Here is a 13,038-nt window from a genome sequence, read left to right on the forward strand (position 1 = left end):
TCCGTCGAATGGAACTCACGCCCCGCGAAAAAGACAAGCTCCTGCTGTTCACGGCGGCCCTGCTGGCGGAGCGCCGCAGGGCGCGCGGGCTGAAGCTCAATTACCCGGAGGCGATGGCGCTGATTTCGGCCGCCGTCCTCGAAGGGGCCCGGGACGGCAAGTCGGTCGCGCAGCTCATGAGCGAAGGCCGCACGGTGCTCACGCGCGCCGACGTCATGGAAGGCGTCGCGGAGATGATCCCGGAGATCCAGGTCGAAGCCACCTTTCCCGACGGCACCAAGCTGGTGACCGTCCACCAGCCCATCGTCTGAGGAAAAGAAGAACATGCGCCTGCTTCCCGCCGCCCTCACCGCCTCCCTGCTCCCGCTGGCCACCAGCGTCCACGCCCATCCGGGCCACGGCGCCGGCGCACCCTGGCACTGGCACGCCAGCGACACCTTCGGCTTGCTCGCCGTCGCCGCGCTGGCGGCGCTCGCGCTCTGGTTCTCGCGCGGGCAGTGACGCCCATGATCCCGGGCGAACTGTTTCCCGAACCCGGCGACCACGTGCTGAACCCCGGGCGCCGCACGGCGACCCTGGTGGTGCAGAACACCGCCGACCGTCCGATCCAGGTGGGCTCGCACTACCACTTCGCCGAGACCAATGGCGCGCTGTCCTTCGACCGCGCCGCCGCGCATGGCATGCGCCTGAACATCCCTTCGGGCACGGCCGTGCGCTTCGAGCCGGGCCAGCAACGCACCGTGGAACTCGTCGACTACGCCGGCGGGCGGCAGGTCCACGGCTTCCGCGGCCTGGTGCAGGGAAAGATCTAGGACGACAATGGCAACCATCCCCCGCCGCGCCTATGCCGACATGTTCGGCCCCACCAAGGGCGACCGCGTGCGCCTGGCCGACACCGAGCTCGTGATCGAGGTCGAGGACGACTACACCTTGCGCGCCGGCGGCTACGGCGAGGAGGTCAAGTTCGGCGGCGGCAAGACGATCCGCGACGGCATGGCGCAGTCGCAGCGCACGCGCGCCGAAGGTGCGATGGACACCGTGCTGACCAACGCGCTGATCCTGGACCACTGGGGCATCGTCAAGGCCGACATCGGCCTGAAGGACGGACGCATCACGGCCCTGGGCAAGGCCGGCAATCCCGACACGCAGCCGGGCGTGGACATCGTCATCGGCCCGGGCACGGAGATCATCAGCTGCGAAGGCGCGATCGTCACCGCGGGCGGCATCGACACGCACATCCACTTCATCTGCCCCCAGCAGATCGAGGAAGCGCTGGCCTCCGGCATCACCACCATGTTCGGCGGCGGCACCGGGCCGGCCACCGGCACGCTGGCCACCACGTGCACGCCCGGCCCGTGGCACATCGAGCGCATGCTGCAGGCGGCCGACGCCTTCCCCATGAACCTCGGCTTCATGGGCAAGGGCAACGCCAGCCTGCCGCAGGCCTTGCGCGAGCAGGTCGAGGCCGGCGTGATCGGCCTGAAGCTGCACGAGGACTGGGGCACCACCCCCTCGGCGATCAGCAACTGCCTGGACGTGGCCGACGCCATGGACATCCAGGTGGCGATCCACTCCGACACGCTCAACGAATCGGGCTTCGTCGAGAACACGATCGCCGCCACCAAGGGAAGGGGCCTGTGCGCGTTCCACACCGAAGGCGCCGGCGGCGGCCACGCGCCCGACATCCTGCGCGTGGTCGGCGAGGCGAACTTCCTGCCCTCCTCCACCAACCCCACGATGCCCTACACCGTCAACACGCTCGACGAGCACGTCGACATGCTGATGGTGTGCCACCACCTGGACGCCGGCATCCCGGAAGACCTGGCCTTCGCCGAGAGCCGCATCCGCAAGGAGACGATCGCCGCGGAAGACATCCTGCACGACCTGGGCGCGATCAGCATGTTCTCCTCCGACTCGCAGGCCATGGGCCGCGTCGGCGAGGTGATCCTGCGCTGCTGGCAGACGGCCCACAAGATGAAGCTGCAGCGCGGCAAGCTGCCGGGCGACAGCGAGCGCCACGACAACTTCCGCGCCAAGCGCTACGTTGCCAAGCTCACGATCAACCCGGCGATCGCGCACGGCATCAGCCACGAGGTGGGCAGCATCGCCGCGGGCAAGTGGGCCGACCTCGTCGTGTGGAAGCCAGCCTTCTTCGGCGTCAAGCCGGCGCTGATCCTCAAGGGCGGCAGCATCGCGATGGCGGCCATGGGCGACGCCAACGCGTCGATCCCGACGCCGCAGCCGGTGCACTACCGGCCGATGTTCGGCAGCTTCGGCGGCGCGCTGCACCGCAGCTCCATCACCTTCGTGTCGCAGGCCGGCCTGGCCGCCGGCGTGAAGGAGAAATTCGGCCTGCACAAGAACGTGGCCGCCGTGCGCGACATCCGCCGCATCCGCAAGCAGCACCTGGTGCACAACGACTACCTGCCGAAGATGGAGATCGATCCGCAGACCTACGCGGTGCGCGCCGACGGCCATCTCCTCACCTGCGACCCGGCCACGGTGCTGCCGATGGCGCAGCGCTATTTCCTGTTCTAGAGTCGGCTCCATGCTGCCCGACCTGCCGCTGCTGCTCGCCTTCGTCTTCGCCAGCCTCGCGCTGGCACTCACGCCCGGCCCGGCCGTGGTCTACATCATCGCGCGCACCGTGGCGCAGGGTCGCGCCAGCGGCCTGGCGTCGGTGTGCGGCGTGGCGCTGGGCAACCTGGCGAACGCGGTGGGGGCGGCGCTGGGGCTGGCCGCGCTGTTCGCCGTCTCGGCCGCTGCCTTCACGGTGGTGAAGTGGGCCGGCGCTGGCTACCTCGTGTACCTGGGCATCCGCCTGTGGCGCACCCCCTCGGCCAGCGCGGCGGGCGTGCCGCGGCCGGTCGCGCAGCCCTTGCGCCGCATCTTCCGCGACGGCTTCCTGGTCGCGCTGCTGAATCCCAAGACCACGCTGTTCTTCGCCGCCTTCCTGCCGCAGTTCCTTTCCGCCAACGGCAGCCCGCTGCTGCAGACGGTGTCGCTCGGCTTCGTGTTCTGCGCCATCGCCAGCTGCACGGACCTGGGCTACGTGCTGGCGGCGAGCATCGTTGGTCCGCGCCTCGCACGCGCGGGGCGCCACGCCGCCTGGGGCAACCGCATCGCGGGGACTTCCTTCATCGGCCTGGGCGTGCTCACCGCGCTCGGCCACAAGCCTTCGCACTGACATGCTGGCCGTCAACAAGATCCTTCCCGGCGGGCAGGGCCTCGCGCCCGTGCTGCTCAAGCGCGCCGCCACCGTCGAACTCGACTGGGACCTGCGGCAGAAGAGCCGCTTCGAGCTGACCGACTCCCTGGGCCGCAGCCTGGGCGTGTTCCTGCCGCGCGGCACGGTGGTGCGCGGCGGCGACGTGCTCGTGGCGGAGGACGGCTCCATGGTGCGCGTGCTGGCCGCGCCGCAGCCGGTGCTGGTCATCACGCATTGCGGCGAGCACGGCAGCCCCTTCGACCTGCTGCGCGCGGCCTACCACCTGGGCAACCGGCACGTGCCGATCGAGCTCAAGCCGGACCACCTGAAGATCGAACCCGACCACGTGCTGGCGGACATGCTGCGCTCCATGCACCTGATCGTGCGCGAGGCGAACGAGGGCTTCGAGCCCGAGGGCGGCGCGTACGGCAACGCGGCTGCCGCTCCGCACCAGCACGGGCACGCCCATGGATCTCACGAGCACTCCCACGACCACCACGGGCACGGACACTGACGCGGCCCTGCTGCGCCTGGTGTGGCTCGCCTCGCCGGCCCTGCCGGTGGGCGGCTTCTCCTATTCGGAAGGGCTGGAGCCGGCCGTGGAGGCGGGGCTGGTGCACGACGAGGCGAGTGCGGGGGACTGGCTGCTGCAGCAGTTGCACGCGAGCCTGGCGCGCGCGGATGTCGCGGTGGTGGTGCAGGCGGTGCTTGCAGCGCGGGCCGGGAACGCCGACCGGCTGCAGGCACTGGACGACTGGGTGCGACAGACACGCGAGACGAGCGAGATGCGGCAGCAGACGGAGCAGATGGGCAAGTCCTTGATGGATTGGATGAAGGCGTTGGGGGAGAGCGGTGGGGCTCGCTTCGCTCACCACCACCCTGCGAATACCCAAAGTCGGACCTATCCGGTCGCGTTCGCGCTGGCCGCGAGCAGCTCGGGCGCACCCGTGCGCCAGGTCGCCCTGGCCTACGCCTTCGGCTGGTGCGAGAACATGATGCAGGCCGCGATCAAGGCGGTGCCGCTCGGACAGTCGGCGGGGCAGCGCATCCTGGCGCGGCTCGCCGGCGAGATCCCCGCCGCCGTCGACCACGCCTCCGCGCTCGGCGACGACGAACGCCAGTCCTTCACCCCCATGCTGGCCATCCTGTCGGCGCGGCACGAAACCCAGTATTCCCGACTCTTCCGATCATGAGCGCCCTCCTCCACCACATCCCCAACCGTACGAAAAAGCTGCCGCCGCTGCGCGTGGGCATAGGCGGGCCGGTCGGCTCCGGCAAGACGACGCTGCTGGAGATGCTGTGCAAGGCGATGCGCGAGCGCTACGACCTGGTCGCCATCACCAACGACATCTACACCAAGGAAGACCAGCGCCTGCTCACCGTCAGCGGCGCCCTTCCGGCCGAGCGCATCCTGGGCGTGGAAACCGGGGGCTGCCCGCACACGGCGATCCGCGAGGACGCGTCGATCAACCTGGAAGCCATCGACCGCATGCTGGTCGAGTTCCCGGAGGCGGACGTCGTGTTCGTCGAGTCCGGCGGCGACAACCTGGCCGCGACCTTCAGCCCCGAGCTGTCCGACCTCACGATCTACGTCATCGACGTGGCCGCGGGCGAGAAGATCCCGCGCAAGGGCGGCCCCGGCATCACCAAGAGCGACCTGTTCGTCATCAACAAGACCGACCTGGCACCGTACGTCGGCGCCGACCTGGGCGTCATGGAAGCGGACACGAAGCGCATGCGCAAGGACAAGCCCTTCGTGATGACCAACCTCAAGACCCGGGAAGGCCTGCAGGACGTGGTGCGCTTCATCGAGTCGCGCGGCATGCTGCAACAGCATTTACAGGCTTAGTCACGAGGTGTAGCGCGACGGCGTGCCGTCCTACAGCGCTTGGGCCGCAGGGGGCCTACCGTCGCCCACCATGGAACTGCTGAAGGATCCGCCCACGGCTTTCGAGGGCGTCGCGCGCCTGTTCGAGATGGCCCGGCTCCTGCCGTCGACCCACCGCATGGACCTGCGCATCGGCCTGGCCCACGACGGCGCGCTCTTCGCGCACGCCAATCTCGATGGCTACCGGCAGGTCAATTTCCTGGCCGAGCACCTGCGCGACCACGGATGGCGCGAGCACCTGCTGGGCGGGGACGACGAGATGTTCGGCTGCGACATGTTGTTCTCCTGGCCCACGGAGCGCACCCGCGCGGACGACGAGGACCCTTCGTTCATTCGTCGGGCGCCGGTCGAGCTGTGGCCGGAGAACCATGGCTGACGCGCAGGCCTCAGCCCACGACGAACCGGAGCTGCCGCCGCCCGGCCGCCGCTGGGGCGCGGGCGCGCAGAGCGTGCTGCCCTACCTGACCAAGTCGCTGCAGGCCAAGCCCGCGCCTGCTGCGGAAGGCCGTGAGCCGCGCGGCCACGACGACCGCCCGCTGGGCGGCTGCGAGCCGCACCCGCGAACCTGAGCGCTGCCGGCTCCCCCAAAGAAAAACGGCCCGCAGGCCGCTTGATGCAGTGGCGTGCGGGTTCGCTCAGCTCGGACCCTGGCGGCGCTTGCCACCCGAGTTGCTGGCACGGCGCTGTTCCCAGATCCGCATCTGTTTCATGGCGCTGTCGGAGCCCTGGCCGCCATGGCCTTCCGGCTGCGGCTGCTGTTGCTGCTGCTGCACCTCGTCCGTGGGCGACCCTTCGCCGTCCTCGGGCATCTGCTCTTGCTGTTGGGACATTCGGAGAAACCTTTTGCTTGCCGCATGGTCGCCGCTGAACTGCCGCGCAGATGTAGGACGTTGACCGTTACGCTTATGGGAAAGCGGAGGGCCAGCGGTAGCGGATTACCCACGGCCGGGCTGGCCGGCGATGCACATCCGATGATAATCGCGCCGTGCCGGAAGAAGAACACCTCCAGGTCGGCGACCTCGTGACCCCCGTGGGCGGCGGCCCGGAAATGACGGTCCAGGCCCGCTCCCAGAACCTCGCTTACTGCGCCTGGCTGGCGGACGGGCGGCTGCAGCAAGGCACCTTCGAGGTCGGGCGCCTGCGGCGCCTGCGCAGTGCCGGCCCTCCGTCGCGCGCCGGCGGCAACGCGCCGGCCGACTGACTCAGGCGCAAGGCCAGTCCAGGACCACCGTGGTCCCTTCGCTGGCGTCGGACTGCACGGCCACCGTTCCCCCGTGCGCCCGCACGATCTCGCGCACGATATAAAGCCCCAGCCCCACGCCGGCACCGCTCGGTTCGGCGCCTCGCACCATGGGCTCGAACAGGCGCGGCAGCAGCTCGGGCGGAATCGCCGGACCATGGTTGTGCACGCTGACGCGCAAGCGCCCTTCGCCCCCTTCGCTGCGCACGGTGATCGGCCGCTGCGCGTCGCCATGGGCCACCGCGTTCGCCACCAGGTTTCCCACCGCCTGCACGATCCGGTCCGCATCGGCCACGCAGCGTCCGTCGCCGCTGCCCTGGTGGTTCAGGCCGCGGTCCGGGAAAGCGACGGCGAGTTCGGCGACGCTGTCGGCGAGCGCCTCGTGCAGGTCGCACTCCTCCTTCCTGATGCTCAGGCCGCCGCCCAGGCGCGCCTGGGTGAAATCGAGCAGGTCACCGACCAGGTGCTGCACGCGCTGCACGGAACGGGCCACGCGCGCCACGGCCTGGGTGTGCTGGGTCGGGGTCAGGCCGCGCTCCAGCAGGACGGCGCTCATGTGGATCACCGACAGCGGGTTGCGGATGTCGTGGCTCACCATGCCCACGAGCTGTTCGGCGAACAGGGCGCGGTCCTCGGCCTCGGCACGCGCCGCGGCCAGTTCCTGCTGGTCGCGCGCGACCTGCGCCGCGAGTTCCTCGGCCCGGCGGCGCTGCGCCAGCAGCTCGCGCTCGTATTTGTCGCGGTCCTCCGCGAGGAACACCGCCACGTGCAGCAGCGCCTTGCCGTTCCACGGACGCTCGGCGATGTTCACCATCATGGGGATGGACGTCCCGTCCTTGCGGCGCAGTTCCAGCTTCACCTCGGCGACCGATGCCTGGATGCGCAGCAGCGGCTGCAGGTGCGTCTGCCAGAAGATGCGCCCGCCCATCGTGAGCAGGTCCTGGAAGCGCATGCGGCCCACGAGCTCGGCGCGGTCGTACTTCAGCCAGTGGCACAGCGTCGTGTTGGCGGCGGCGAGGTGGCCGTCGGCTTGCGCCAGCAGCAGGCCGCAGGAGGCGGCGTCGTACAAAGCCTCCGCCCCGGGCAAGGGGGCCGTGTCCATCTAGAGGTTTTCCAGGAAGCGCTCGATGGCGTCGGCACTCGCGCTGGGCGCGCTCAAGTGCGGGCAATGGCCCACGTTCTCGATGATGGTGAGCGTGCAGTTGGGAATGTTCCTGCGCAGGTACTCGCCCACGGCCAGCGGCGCGATCAGGTCCTCGCTGCATTGCAGCACCAGCGTGGGCGCCTGCAGCCTGGGCAGGTCGGCGCGGTGGTCGGACAGGAAGGTCACGCGCGCGAACTGCTTGGCGATCTCGGGGTCGGTGCGGCAGAAGCTGTTGGTGAGTTCCACCCCCAGCTCGGGCTGGTCGGGTGCGCCCATGATGGCCGGTGCCATGTTGCTGGACCAGCCGAGGTAGTTGCTCTCCAGCGTTTCCAGCAGCGAATCGATGTCGGCGCGCTCGAAGCCGCCCACGTAGTCGCCGTCGTTGATGTAGCAGGGCGACGGCCCCACCATCACCTGGGCGAGGAACTGGTCCGGCGACCGGAGGTTGGCCAGCATGCCGATCATGGCGCTGACCGAGTGGCCGACGCAGATCGCCGGCGCGCTGGTCACCGCGGCCAGCACCTCGCACAGGTCCGAGGCGTAGCCATGGAGCGTCGCGTACTTCTCCTTGTCGTACGCCGACAGGTCGGACTGGCCGCTGCCCACCAGGTCCAGCAGGATGCAGGTATGGCTCTCGGCGAAGTGCGGCACCAGCAGCCGCCACATGGCCTGGTCGCAGCCGAAGCCGTGGACGAAGACGATCGGCGGCCCCTTGCCGTGGACTTGGACGTTGTTGCGCGCGAGGACGGACATCAGGCCGTCTCGATCTGCTGGCCGAGCCGGCCGGGAAAGGCCTGCAGGTAGGCCCGCAGCTCGCCGAACTGGGCCTTGGAAATCACGCCGTCCGCGCCCAGGCGCAGGCAGCGATCGCGCACGACGGGCGTGACGAAGTCGCTGAAGACGACGACCGCCCCCGAGGGCTCCTTCTGCAGGCGCGAGAGCAGCGTGAAGCCCGACCCTTCGGCCAGCAGCAGGTCGACGATGGCGAGGTCCCAGCCGCCGCGGTGGCGCAGCAGCCAGTCGGTCGCGGCGGTCTCGTTGCCTTCCATGCCGACCAGATCGAAGCCGCCCACGGAATCGAGCAGGCCGCGCAGCAATTCCTGCATCGGCCTGGCATCTTCGACGATCAACACGCGTACTCCCATACCACCTCCACATCCTGCGCAGCGGCGCCCGCCCTGCAAAGCTGGGAGATTGCAGGACCCGAGCCACGAAGTCTGTCTGATACGGTAGAGGACGGCTGTAGGAAGGCTCCGACTTTGCGCGGGCGACACAAAGTCGGCGATCGAACCTTCGTGCTACCCGTCAGCCGGGACCGCGTGGCTCCCGAGCGATCGGGTCGCTTGACAGGCCATGTTCCAGGTTCACCAGCTGTTCCAGCATGGCGGCGGCCTCCGCCTCGTTGGCCGGCGCTGCCGGACCTCCGACGCCGCGCACATGCTGCGCGGGGTCCAGTGGCGGGTGGCCGCCGGGCTGCCGCAACAGGATCTCCTGCGCCAGGGGCAGGAAGGCTCTTTCTTCCAGCCGCGTGTGGTCCAGGCAGGCCTCCACCAGGTTGACGACGTCTTCCCGGAACGTGGGAGAGGCCGGGGCCTGGCCGGCGGCGATGGCCACGAGCGAAGGGCGCAACTGCGACCACAGCTGCTCGACGTGGCGGTGCTGTGCGACCAGGCGGGCCAGCAGTTCTTCCACCCCTTGCCGTTCGGCGCCGCTGGCGGCCTGCGCCAGCGCCGCGGTGAACAACTTCTGTTCCTCGTCGAGGTGGTGCGGAAGGACCTGGCGCTCGAACAGCGCGAGCGTTGCTTCCGCGGTCAGGCGCGCCTGTTTCAGCGCCTCGAGGAACATGGGCAATCGCCTCAGTTCCGCAAGCCCCTCGAGGATGGCCAGGTGGCTGCCGCGGAATCGCTCGACAGGATCCTGCGGGGATGCAGCGGGGATGGAACGGGACGCGAGGTTCATGGAACCCTCCGGCCATCCCATGATAGTCGCCCGTCCTGGCGTAAGTGACGGGATTCGAACGCGCGGATGCCTTGCAGCATCGCCGGTTTCGGCAGGCCCATCACATCGCTGCGCGATAGGCGTGCCGGCCAAACCGCGGTTGCGTCGCGGATGCCTGCCGTTGGCGGAAGCGGCGAGATTCGAACTCGCGGACGCCTTGCAGCGTCGCCGGTTTTCAAGACCGGTGCAATCAACCGCTCTGCCACGCTTCCCTTGGGTGATTCTCTCAGAACCGCGTCGCGACCCCGATCATGAGCGCCTTGTCCGCCGTCAGCTGCACGCCGTTGACGTACTGGTACAGCGGCAGCTGCACGAAGCCATACAGGCGCCAGCGCTCGCCGAGGTCGTAGCTGAAGCCGGGGCTGAGGAAGAGGAAGTTGCCGCCGCTGTCGTTGGGTTCGGCGTTGGCGCCCTTGTCCCGCGCCTTGAACACCGCATTGAGCTGCAGCAGGCCGGTGAACTTGTCGGTGAAGTGGTGGGCGTAGCCGACGTCGGCCAGGAACTGCGCGCCGGGCTTGAACTCGTCGTGCGAATTGACCGGCGCCTGCAACTGCACCTGCGCGAACCAGGACGCCGGCTGCGAGGTGAGCTGCTGGTGGAAGAAGGCACCGAGGATCGCGTCCGTGGTGCCGGTGCCGGGCTGCAGGCTGCGCTCGGCCACGTCGCCGTCGCCGTTGGCGATGTTGGTGCGGCCGGTGGGCAGCTTCAGGCCGAAGATCAGGCCGGCGTTGGCCGGCCCCGCGGACTGGTCGAACCAGGGCATCTGGTAGCGGCCGGTCACCCGCATGTCGCCGGGCTCGCGGAAGTCCCACTGCTCCGGGATCTTCGCGCCGTGGTGGTTGTGCACGTGCACGTGGTGGCGGTCCACCAGCGGCAGCGCGACCGAAAAGCCCCAGCCGTGTTCGAAATTCCTGCTGTAGCTGAGCAGCAGGTTGCGGTTGATCGTCTCCACCTCGTCGTGGTGGTGCGGGATCTCGCCCACCCCGACGCGGCGCGAACCGGCGCGCGGCTGGTCCTGCGGGATGTACTCGTAGCGGATGTCGAAGACGGAACCCTCCTGCAGGCCGAGGGCGTCGGAAGCCCAGTCGCCGTTGACGGCGCAGAAGGCGGAGCCGCAGCTGGCGTGGGCGGAAGGGGCGAAGGAAAGCGCAAGGGCGGCGGCGCATGCCGCGGCACGGACAACGGTGTTCATCAGGATCTCCAGTTCGAAACCAGCGCCCGCCGCACAGGCATGCGGCAGGAGGGAAGGCCAGCGATCAGGAGAGCTGCGGCGGACCGCGCGCGGCCGGTGGGGCCGCCGAATCGCGCACGAAGCCGTGCGCGAGGATGGCTTCCGGCGCCTCGTGGGCCGGGCCGGGTGAGACGGTGAGGGCGAACTCCGGCGGCGGGGCGGCCGCCGCGTTCACGCAGGCCGGGCACTGGCCCAGGTGGCCCGACAGCGTGGCGGGCGAGTCGTTGTCCCCCGTCACCAGCTTGAACGAACCGCCTGAGCAGACCAGTTGCAGGCCCGCGTCGGCCACCATGGGGGCGGCCAGCGTCGCGCCCAGCCACAGCGCGAACCACGCCAGCACGACGGCGGCGAGGCGGCGGGAGCGGCGAAGCGCGAGCATGGGCGGATCATAGCCCTGCGCCCTTTTTTGGGAAGCCCTGACGACGACTGGCATGCCCAAGGCGGACTGGCTACCATTGCCCTCCAGCCATGACGCAGTCCATCCCCTACCTGGATCCGGAGGTCAAGCCTCCCGACTACCGCGTGCCCCGGGGGCGCAGCGGGCAAGGGTCCAGGTCGGCCCTGGAGACCCTGCTCAAGGACATCGACCGCGTGCAGCGCGCCAAGGAAGCCTACGGCGACCTGCCCAAGCGGCCGGATTCCACCTTCCGCCTCTGAGCGCCAGGGCGCGCGGGCTCAGGCCGGCAGCAGGCCGGCCGCGCGCTGGACCTCGACCCGGATCTCCTCCGTCAGCTTCGCTTTCAGTTCGGTGAAGGCCGGCATGGTCTTCATCGCATAGTGCCGCGGGTGCGGCAGCGGCACCGGCAGGTCGCACTTGATGCGCCCCGGCCGCGCGCTCATCACGACGACGCGGTTGCCCATGAAGATCGCCTCGTCGATGTCGTGCGTGACGAAGAGCACCGTCTTGCGCTCGGCTTCCCAGACCCCCAGCAGCAGCTCCTGCATCAGCTCGCGCGTCTGGTGATCGAGCGCGCCGAAGGGCTCGTCCATCAGCAGGATGCGCGGATTGTTGGCCAGCGCCCGGGCAAGCGCGGTGCGCTGCTGCATGCCGCCGGATAGCTGCTTCGGGTAGTGCTGTTCGAAGCCCTTGAGTCCCACCTTGGCCAGGAAGGGATGCGCGATCGCTTCCTGCTGCGCGCGCGCCAGGCCTTTCTCGCGCAGGCCGAAGCACACGTTTTCCAGCACCGTGAGCCAGGGGAAGAGCGTGTAGCTCTGGAACACCATGCCCCGGTCCGCGCCGGGGCCGGACACCGTGCGGCCATCGAGCGTGATGTTGCCGCTGGAGGGCGCATCCAGGCCCGCCACCATGCGCAGCAGCGTGCTCTTGCCGCAGCCCGAGGGCCCGAGGATGGTGATGAAGTCGTTCTCCTGCACGGACAGGTCCGTGGCCTGCAGGGCGACGGTGCCGCCGGGGAAGGTCTTGCTGACACCGGTCACCGTCAGGATGTCGTTGCGGGCCGCACCCGCACCTCTTTCGGCGTTCGATCCGGCGGCTTGGGGATGCCGGGCCAGGCCCGGGACGCCCTGGTCGGCCTCCAGCTTCATCTCAATTGCGCCCACGGGAAGACCTTTCTGTTGCCCGCCTTGAAGGCGAAGTCGGTCACCAGGCCGATCAGGCCGATGACGATGATGCCGAAGATGATCTGGTCGGTGGCCAGCAGCGCCTGGCTGTCGGTGATCATGTGGCCGATGCCGCTGGACGCGCCTATCAGTTCCGCGACGATCACGTAGGTCCAGGCCCAGCCCAGCACCATGCGCAGGGTCTCGGCGATCTCCGGCGCGCTCGAAGGCAGCAGCACGCGCTTGACGATGCCGCCGTCGCCGGCGCCCAGCGTGTAGGCGGCCTCCACCAGGTCGCGCCGCGTGTTGCCCACGCTCACCGCGACCATCAGCACCAGCTGGAAGAAGGAGCCGATGAAGATCACCGCGAGCTTCTGTGCTTCGCCGATGCCGGCCCACAGGATCAGCAGCGGGATGAAGGCCGAGGCCGGCAGGTAGCGCGCGAAGCTGACGAAGGGCTCGAAGAACGCTTCCACCGGCTTGTACGCCCCCATCACCACGCCCAGCGGCACCGCGAGCGCGGCGGCGATGAGGAAGCCGCCGAGCACGCGCCACACGGTCACGCCGATGTCCTTCAGGAAGCCCTGCTGCGTGAGCAGGGCCCAGCCCGATTGCACCATCGTCAGCGGGTCGGCCAGGAAGGTCTTCGACACCGCGCCGCTGAAGGTGACGGCCGCCCAGAGCGCGAAGAACACCACGAAGAACGAGATGCCGAGGACGGCACGGTGGCCGGGCGCGACGGGAACGAGTGGCTTCATCATGGCTGCCC

20 protein-coding genes, 1 tRNA gene and 1 pseudogene are annotated in these 13,038 nt (G+C 69.4%); 12 read left to right on the forward strand and 10 right to left on the reverse strand.

What is annotated here, in order from left to right; translation table 11 throughout:
* The first annotated feature begins 8 nt into the window (after positions 1–8).
* From AC3EGR_RS11065 to AC3EGR_RS11110, 10 genes and pseudogenes are all read left to right on the forward strand, one after another.
* Positions 9–311 (forward strand): urease subunit gamma, encoded by a 303-nt coding sequence (locus AC3EGR_RS11065; protein WP_488546534.1) that lies wholly within the window; start codon positions 9–11, stop codon positions 309–311.
* Positions 312–324: 13 nt separating this feature from the next.
* Positions 325–501 carry a hypothetical protein gene (locus AC3EGR_RS11070; protein WP_488546535.1) on the forward strand — a complete coding sequence of 59 codons (177 nt, stop codon included), beginning with the start codon at positions 325–327 and terminating at the stop codon, positions 499–501.
* A 5-nt stretch (positions 502–506) separates the two neighbouring features.
* Entirely contained in the window at positions 507–812 is a 306-nt protein-coding gene (locus AC3EGR_RS11075; RefSeq protein WP_488546536.1) for an urease subunit beta, read from the forward strand.
* A gap of 7 nt (positions 813–819) precedes the next feature.
* Entirely contained in the window at positions 820–2,538 is a 1,719-nt protein-coding gene (gene ureC / locus AC3EGR_RS11080) for an urease subunit alpha (protein ID WP_488546537.1), read from the forward strand.
* A gap of 10 nt (positions 2,539–2,548) precedes the next feature.
* Positions 2,549–3,187 carry a LysE family translocator gene (locus AC3EGR_RS11085; RefSeq protein WP_488546538.1) on the forward strand — a complete coding sequence of 213 codons (639 nt, stop codon included), beginning with the start codon at positions 2,549–2,551 and terminating at the stop codon, positions 3,185–3,187.
* 1 nt (position 3,188) lies between these two features.
* Positions 3,189–3,719: pseudogene (ureE, locus tag AC3EGR_RS11090) on the forward strand (urease accessory protein UreE); the annotation flags it as partial.
* Entirely contained in the window at positions 3,676–4,401 is a 726-nt protein-coding gene (locus tag AC3EGR_RS11095; protein WP_488546539.1) for an urease accessory protein UreF, read from the forward strand. The pseudogene ureE and the gene AC3EGR_RS11095, both read left to right, overlap by 44 nt.
* Positions 4,398–5,057, forward strand: coding sequence for an urease accessory protein UreG (gene ureG, locus AC3EGR_RS11100; protein WP_488546540.1), 660 nt, complete (start codon positions 4,398–4,400; stop codon positions 5,055–5,057). The genes AC3EGR_RS11095 and ureG overlap by 4 nt, the downstream gene beginning before the upstream one ends.
* A gap of 70 nt (positions 5,058–5,127) precedes the next feature.
* Positions 5,128–5,472: a hypothetical protein gene (locus AC3EGR_RS11105; RefSeq protein ID WP_488546541.1), complete on the forward strand. Its 345-nt coding sequence runs from the start codon at positions 5,128–5,130 to the stop codon at positions 5,470–5,472.
* The gene (locus AC3EGR_RS11110; RefSeq protein ID WP_488546542.1) at positions 5,465–5,665 is read left to right on the forward strand and encodes a hypothetical protein; all 201 of its coding nucleotides are present in this window, start codon (positions 5,465–5,467) and stop codon (positions 5,663–5,665) included. Before AC3EGR_RS11105 ends, AC3EGR_RS11110 begins: the two co-directional genes overlap by 8 nt.
* 66 nt (positions 5,666–5,731) lie before the next feature.
* Here AC3EGR_RS11110 and AC3EGR_RS11115 read toward each other — a convergent pair whose 3' ends face one another.
* Positions 5,732–5,926 (reverse strand): hypothetical protein, encoded by a 195-nt coding sequence (locus tag AC3EGR_RS11115; protein ID WP_488546543.1) that lies wholly within the window; start codon positions 5,924–5,926, stop codon positions 5,732–5,734.
* Between the two features lie 155 nt (positions 5,927–6,081).
* Between AC3EGR_RS11115 and AC3EGR_RS11120 the strand changes: the two genes are divergently transcribed.
* On the forward strand, positions 6,082–6,297 hold the full coding sequence (locus tag AC3EGR_RS11120; protein ID WP_488546544.1) for a DUF2158 domain-containing protein: 216 nt from the start codon (positions 6,082–6,084) through the stop codon (positions 6,295–6,297).
* A gap of 1 nt (position 6,298) precedes the next feature.
* Here the strand turns inward: AC3EGR_RS11120 and AC3EGR_RS11125 are convergent, their stop codons facing one another.
* From AC3EGR_RS11125 to AC3EGR_RS11155, 7 genes are all read right to left on the reverse strand, one after another.
* Entirely contained in the window at positions 6,299–7,438 is a 1,140-nt protein-coding gene (locus AC3EGR_RS11125; protein ID WP_488546545.1) for a PAS domain-containing sensor histidine kinase, read from the reverse strand.
* Positions 7,439–8,233 (reverse strand): alpha/beta fold hydrolase, encoded by a 795-nt coding sequence (locus AC3EGR_RS11130; RefSeq protein WP_488546546.1) that lies wholly within the window; start codon positions 8,231–8,233, stop codon positions 7,439–7,441.
* Positions 8,233–8,613, reverse strand: a complete 381-nt coding sequence (locus AC3EGR_RS11135; RefSeq protein ID WP_488546547.1) for a response regulator — start codon at positions 8,611–8,613, stop codon at positions 8,233–8,235. Before AC3EGR_RS11135 ends, AC3EGR_RS11130 begins: the two co-directional genes overlap by 1 nt.
* A 172-nt stretch (positions 8,614–8,785) precedes the next feature.
* Positions 8,786–9,439 carry a hemerythrin domain-containing protein gene (locus AC3EGR_RS11140; protein WP_488546548.1) on the reverse strand — a complete coding sequence of 218 codons (654 nt, stop codon included), beginning with the start codon at positions 9,437–9,439 and terminating at the stop codon, positions 8,786–8,788.
* Positions 9,440–9,600: 161 nt separating this feature from the next.
* Positions 9,601–9,690, reverse strand: a tRNA-Ser gene (locus tag AC3EGR_RS11145).
* Between the two features lie 14 nt (positions 9,691–9,704).
* Complete coding sequence (locus tag AC3EGR_RS11150; RefSeq protein WP_488546549.1) at positions 9,705–10,670, reverse strand: transporter; 966 nt, start codon at positions 10,668–10,670, stop codon at positions 9,705–9,707.
* Between the two features lie 64 nt (positions 10,671–10,734).
* Complete coding sequence (locus AC3EGR_RS11155) at positions 10,735–11,088, reverse strand: hypothetical protein (protein ID WP_488546550.1); 354 nt, start codon at positions 11,086–11,088, stop codon at positions 10,735–10,737.
* Between the two features lie 89 nt (positions 11,089–11,177).
* On the opposite strand from AC3EGR_RS11155, the gene AC3EGR_RS11160 reads away from it, so the two are divergent.
* Complete coding sequence (locus AC3EGR_RS11160; RefSeq protein ID WP_488546551.1) at positions 11,178–11,366, forward strand: hypothetical protein; 189 nt, start codon at positions 11,178–11,180, stop codon at positions 11,364–11,366.
* Between the two features lie 18 nt (positions 11,367–11,384).
* Here the strand turns inward: AC3EGR_RS11160 and AC3EGR_RS11165 are convergent, their stop codons facing one another.
* Positions 11,385–12,269, reverse strand: a complete 885-nt coding sequence (locus tag AC3EGR_RS11165; RefSeq protein WP_488546552.1) for an ABC transporter ATP-binding protein — start codon at positions 12,267–12,269, stop codon at positions 11,385–11,387.
* Entirely contained in the window at positions 12,251–13,027 is a 777-nt protein-coding gene (locus tag AC3EGR_RS11170; protein WP_488546764.1) for an ABC transporter permease, read from the reverse strand. The genes AC3EGR_RS11165 and AC3EGR_RS11170 overlap by 19 nt, the downstream gene beginning before the upstream one ends.
* Positions 13,028–13,038: the final 11 nt, after the last annotated feature.

This window comes from Ramlibacter sp. G4-7 (assembly GCF_057784995.1).

What these genes read in the sequence shown, in the direction of transcription:
- AC3EGR_RS11110 (WP_488546542.1), top strand. Translation starts at nt 5,465, where the DNA reads ATGGCTGACGCGCAGGCCTCAGCCCACGACGAACCGGAGCTGCCGCCG.
- AC3EGR_RS11140 (WP_488546548.1), bottom strand. Translation starts at nt 9,439, where the DNA reads ATGAACCTCGCGTCCCGTTCCATCCCCGCTGCATCCCCGCAGGATCCT.
- AC3EGR_RS11150 (WP_488546549.1), bottom strand. Translation starts at nt 10,670, where the DNA reads ATGAACACCGTTGTCCGTGCCGCGGCATGCGCCGCCGCCCTTGCGCTT.
- ureG (WP_488546540.1), top strand. Translation starts at nt 4,398, where the DNA reads ATGAGCGCCCTCCTCCACCACATCCCCAACCGTACGAAAAAGCTGCCG.
- AC3EGR_RS11160 (WP_488546551.1), top strand. Translation starts at nt 11,178, where the DNA reads ATGACGCAGTCCATCCCCTACCTGGATCCGGAGGTCAAGCCTCCCGAC.
- AC3EGR_RS11170 (WP_488546764.1), bottom strand. Translation starts at nt 13,027, where the DNA reads ATGAAGCCACTCGTTCCCGTCGCGCCCGGCCACCGTGCCGTCCTCGGC.
- AC3EGR_RS11075 (WP_488546536.1), top strand. Translation starts at nt 507, where the DNA reads ATGATCCCGGGCGAACTGTTTCCCGAACCCGGCGACCACGTGCTGAAC.
- AC3EGR_RS11085 (WP_488546538.1), top strand. Translation starts at nt 2,549, where the DNA reads ATGCTGCCCGACCTGCCGCTGCTGCTCGCCTTCGTCTTCGCCAGCCTC.
- AC3EGR_RS11125 (WP_488546545.1), bottom strand. Translation starts at nt 7,438, where the DNA reads ATGGACACGGCCCCCTTGCCCGGGGCGGAGGCTTTGTACGACGCCGCC.
- AC3EGR_RS11095 (WP_488546539.1), top strand. Translation starts at nt 3,676, where the DNA reads ATGGATCTCACGAGCACTCCCACGACCACCACGGGCACGGACACTGAC.
- ureC (WP_488546537.1), top strand. Translation starts at nt 820, where the DNA reads ATGGCAACCATCCCCCGCCGCGCCTATGCCGACATGTTCGGCCCCACC.
- AC3EGR_RS11155 (WP_488546550.1), bottom strand. Translation starts at nt 11,088, where the DNA reads ATGCTCGCGCTTCGCCGCTCCCGCCGCCTCGCCGCCGTCGTGCTGGCG.
- AC3EGR_RS11070 (WP_488546535.1), top strand. Translation starts at nt 325, where the DNA reads ATGCGCCTGCTTCCCGCCGCCCTCACCGCCTCCCTGCTCCCGCTGGCC.
- AC3EGR_RS11105 (WP_488546541.1), top strand. Translation starts at nt 5,128, where the DNA reads ATGGAACTGCTGAAGGATCCGCCCACGGCTTTCGAGGGCGTCGCGCGC.
- AC3EGR_RS11130 (WP_488546546.1), bottom strand. Translation starts at nt 8,233, where the DNA reads ATGTCCGTCCTCGCGCGCAACAACGTCCAAGTCCACGGCAAGGGGCCG.
- AC3EGR_RS11115 (WP_488546543.1), bottom strand. Translation starts at nt 5,926, where the DNA reads ATGTCCCAACAGCAAGAGCAGATGCCCGAGGACGGCGAAGGGTCGCCC.
- AC3EGR_RS11065 (WP_488546534.1), top strand. Translation starts at nt 9, where the DNA reads ATGGAACTCACGCCCCGCGAAAAAGACAAGCTCCTGCTGTTCACGGCG.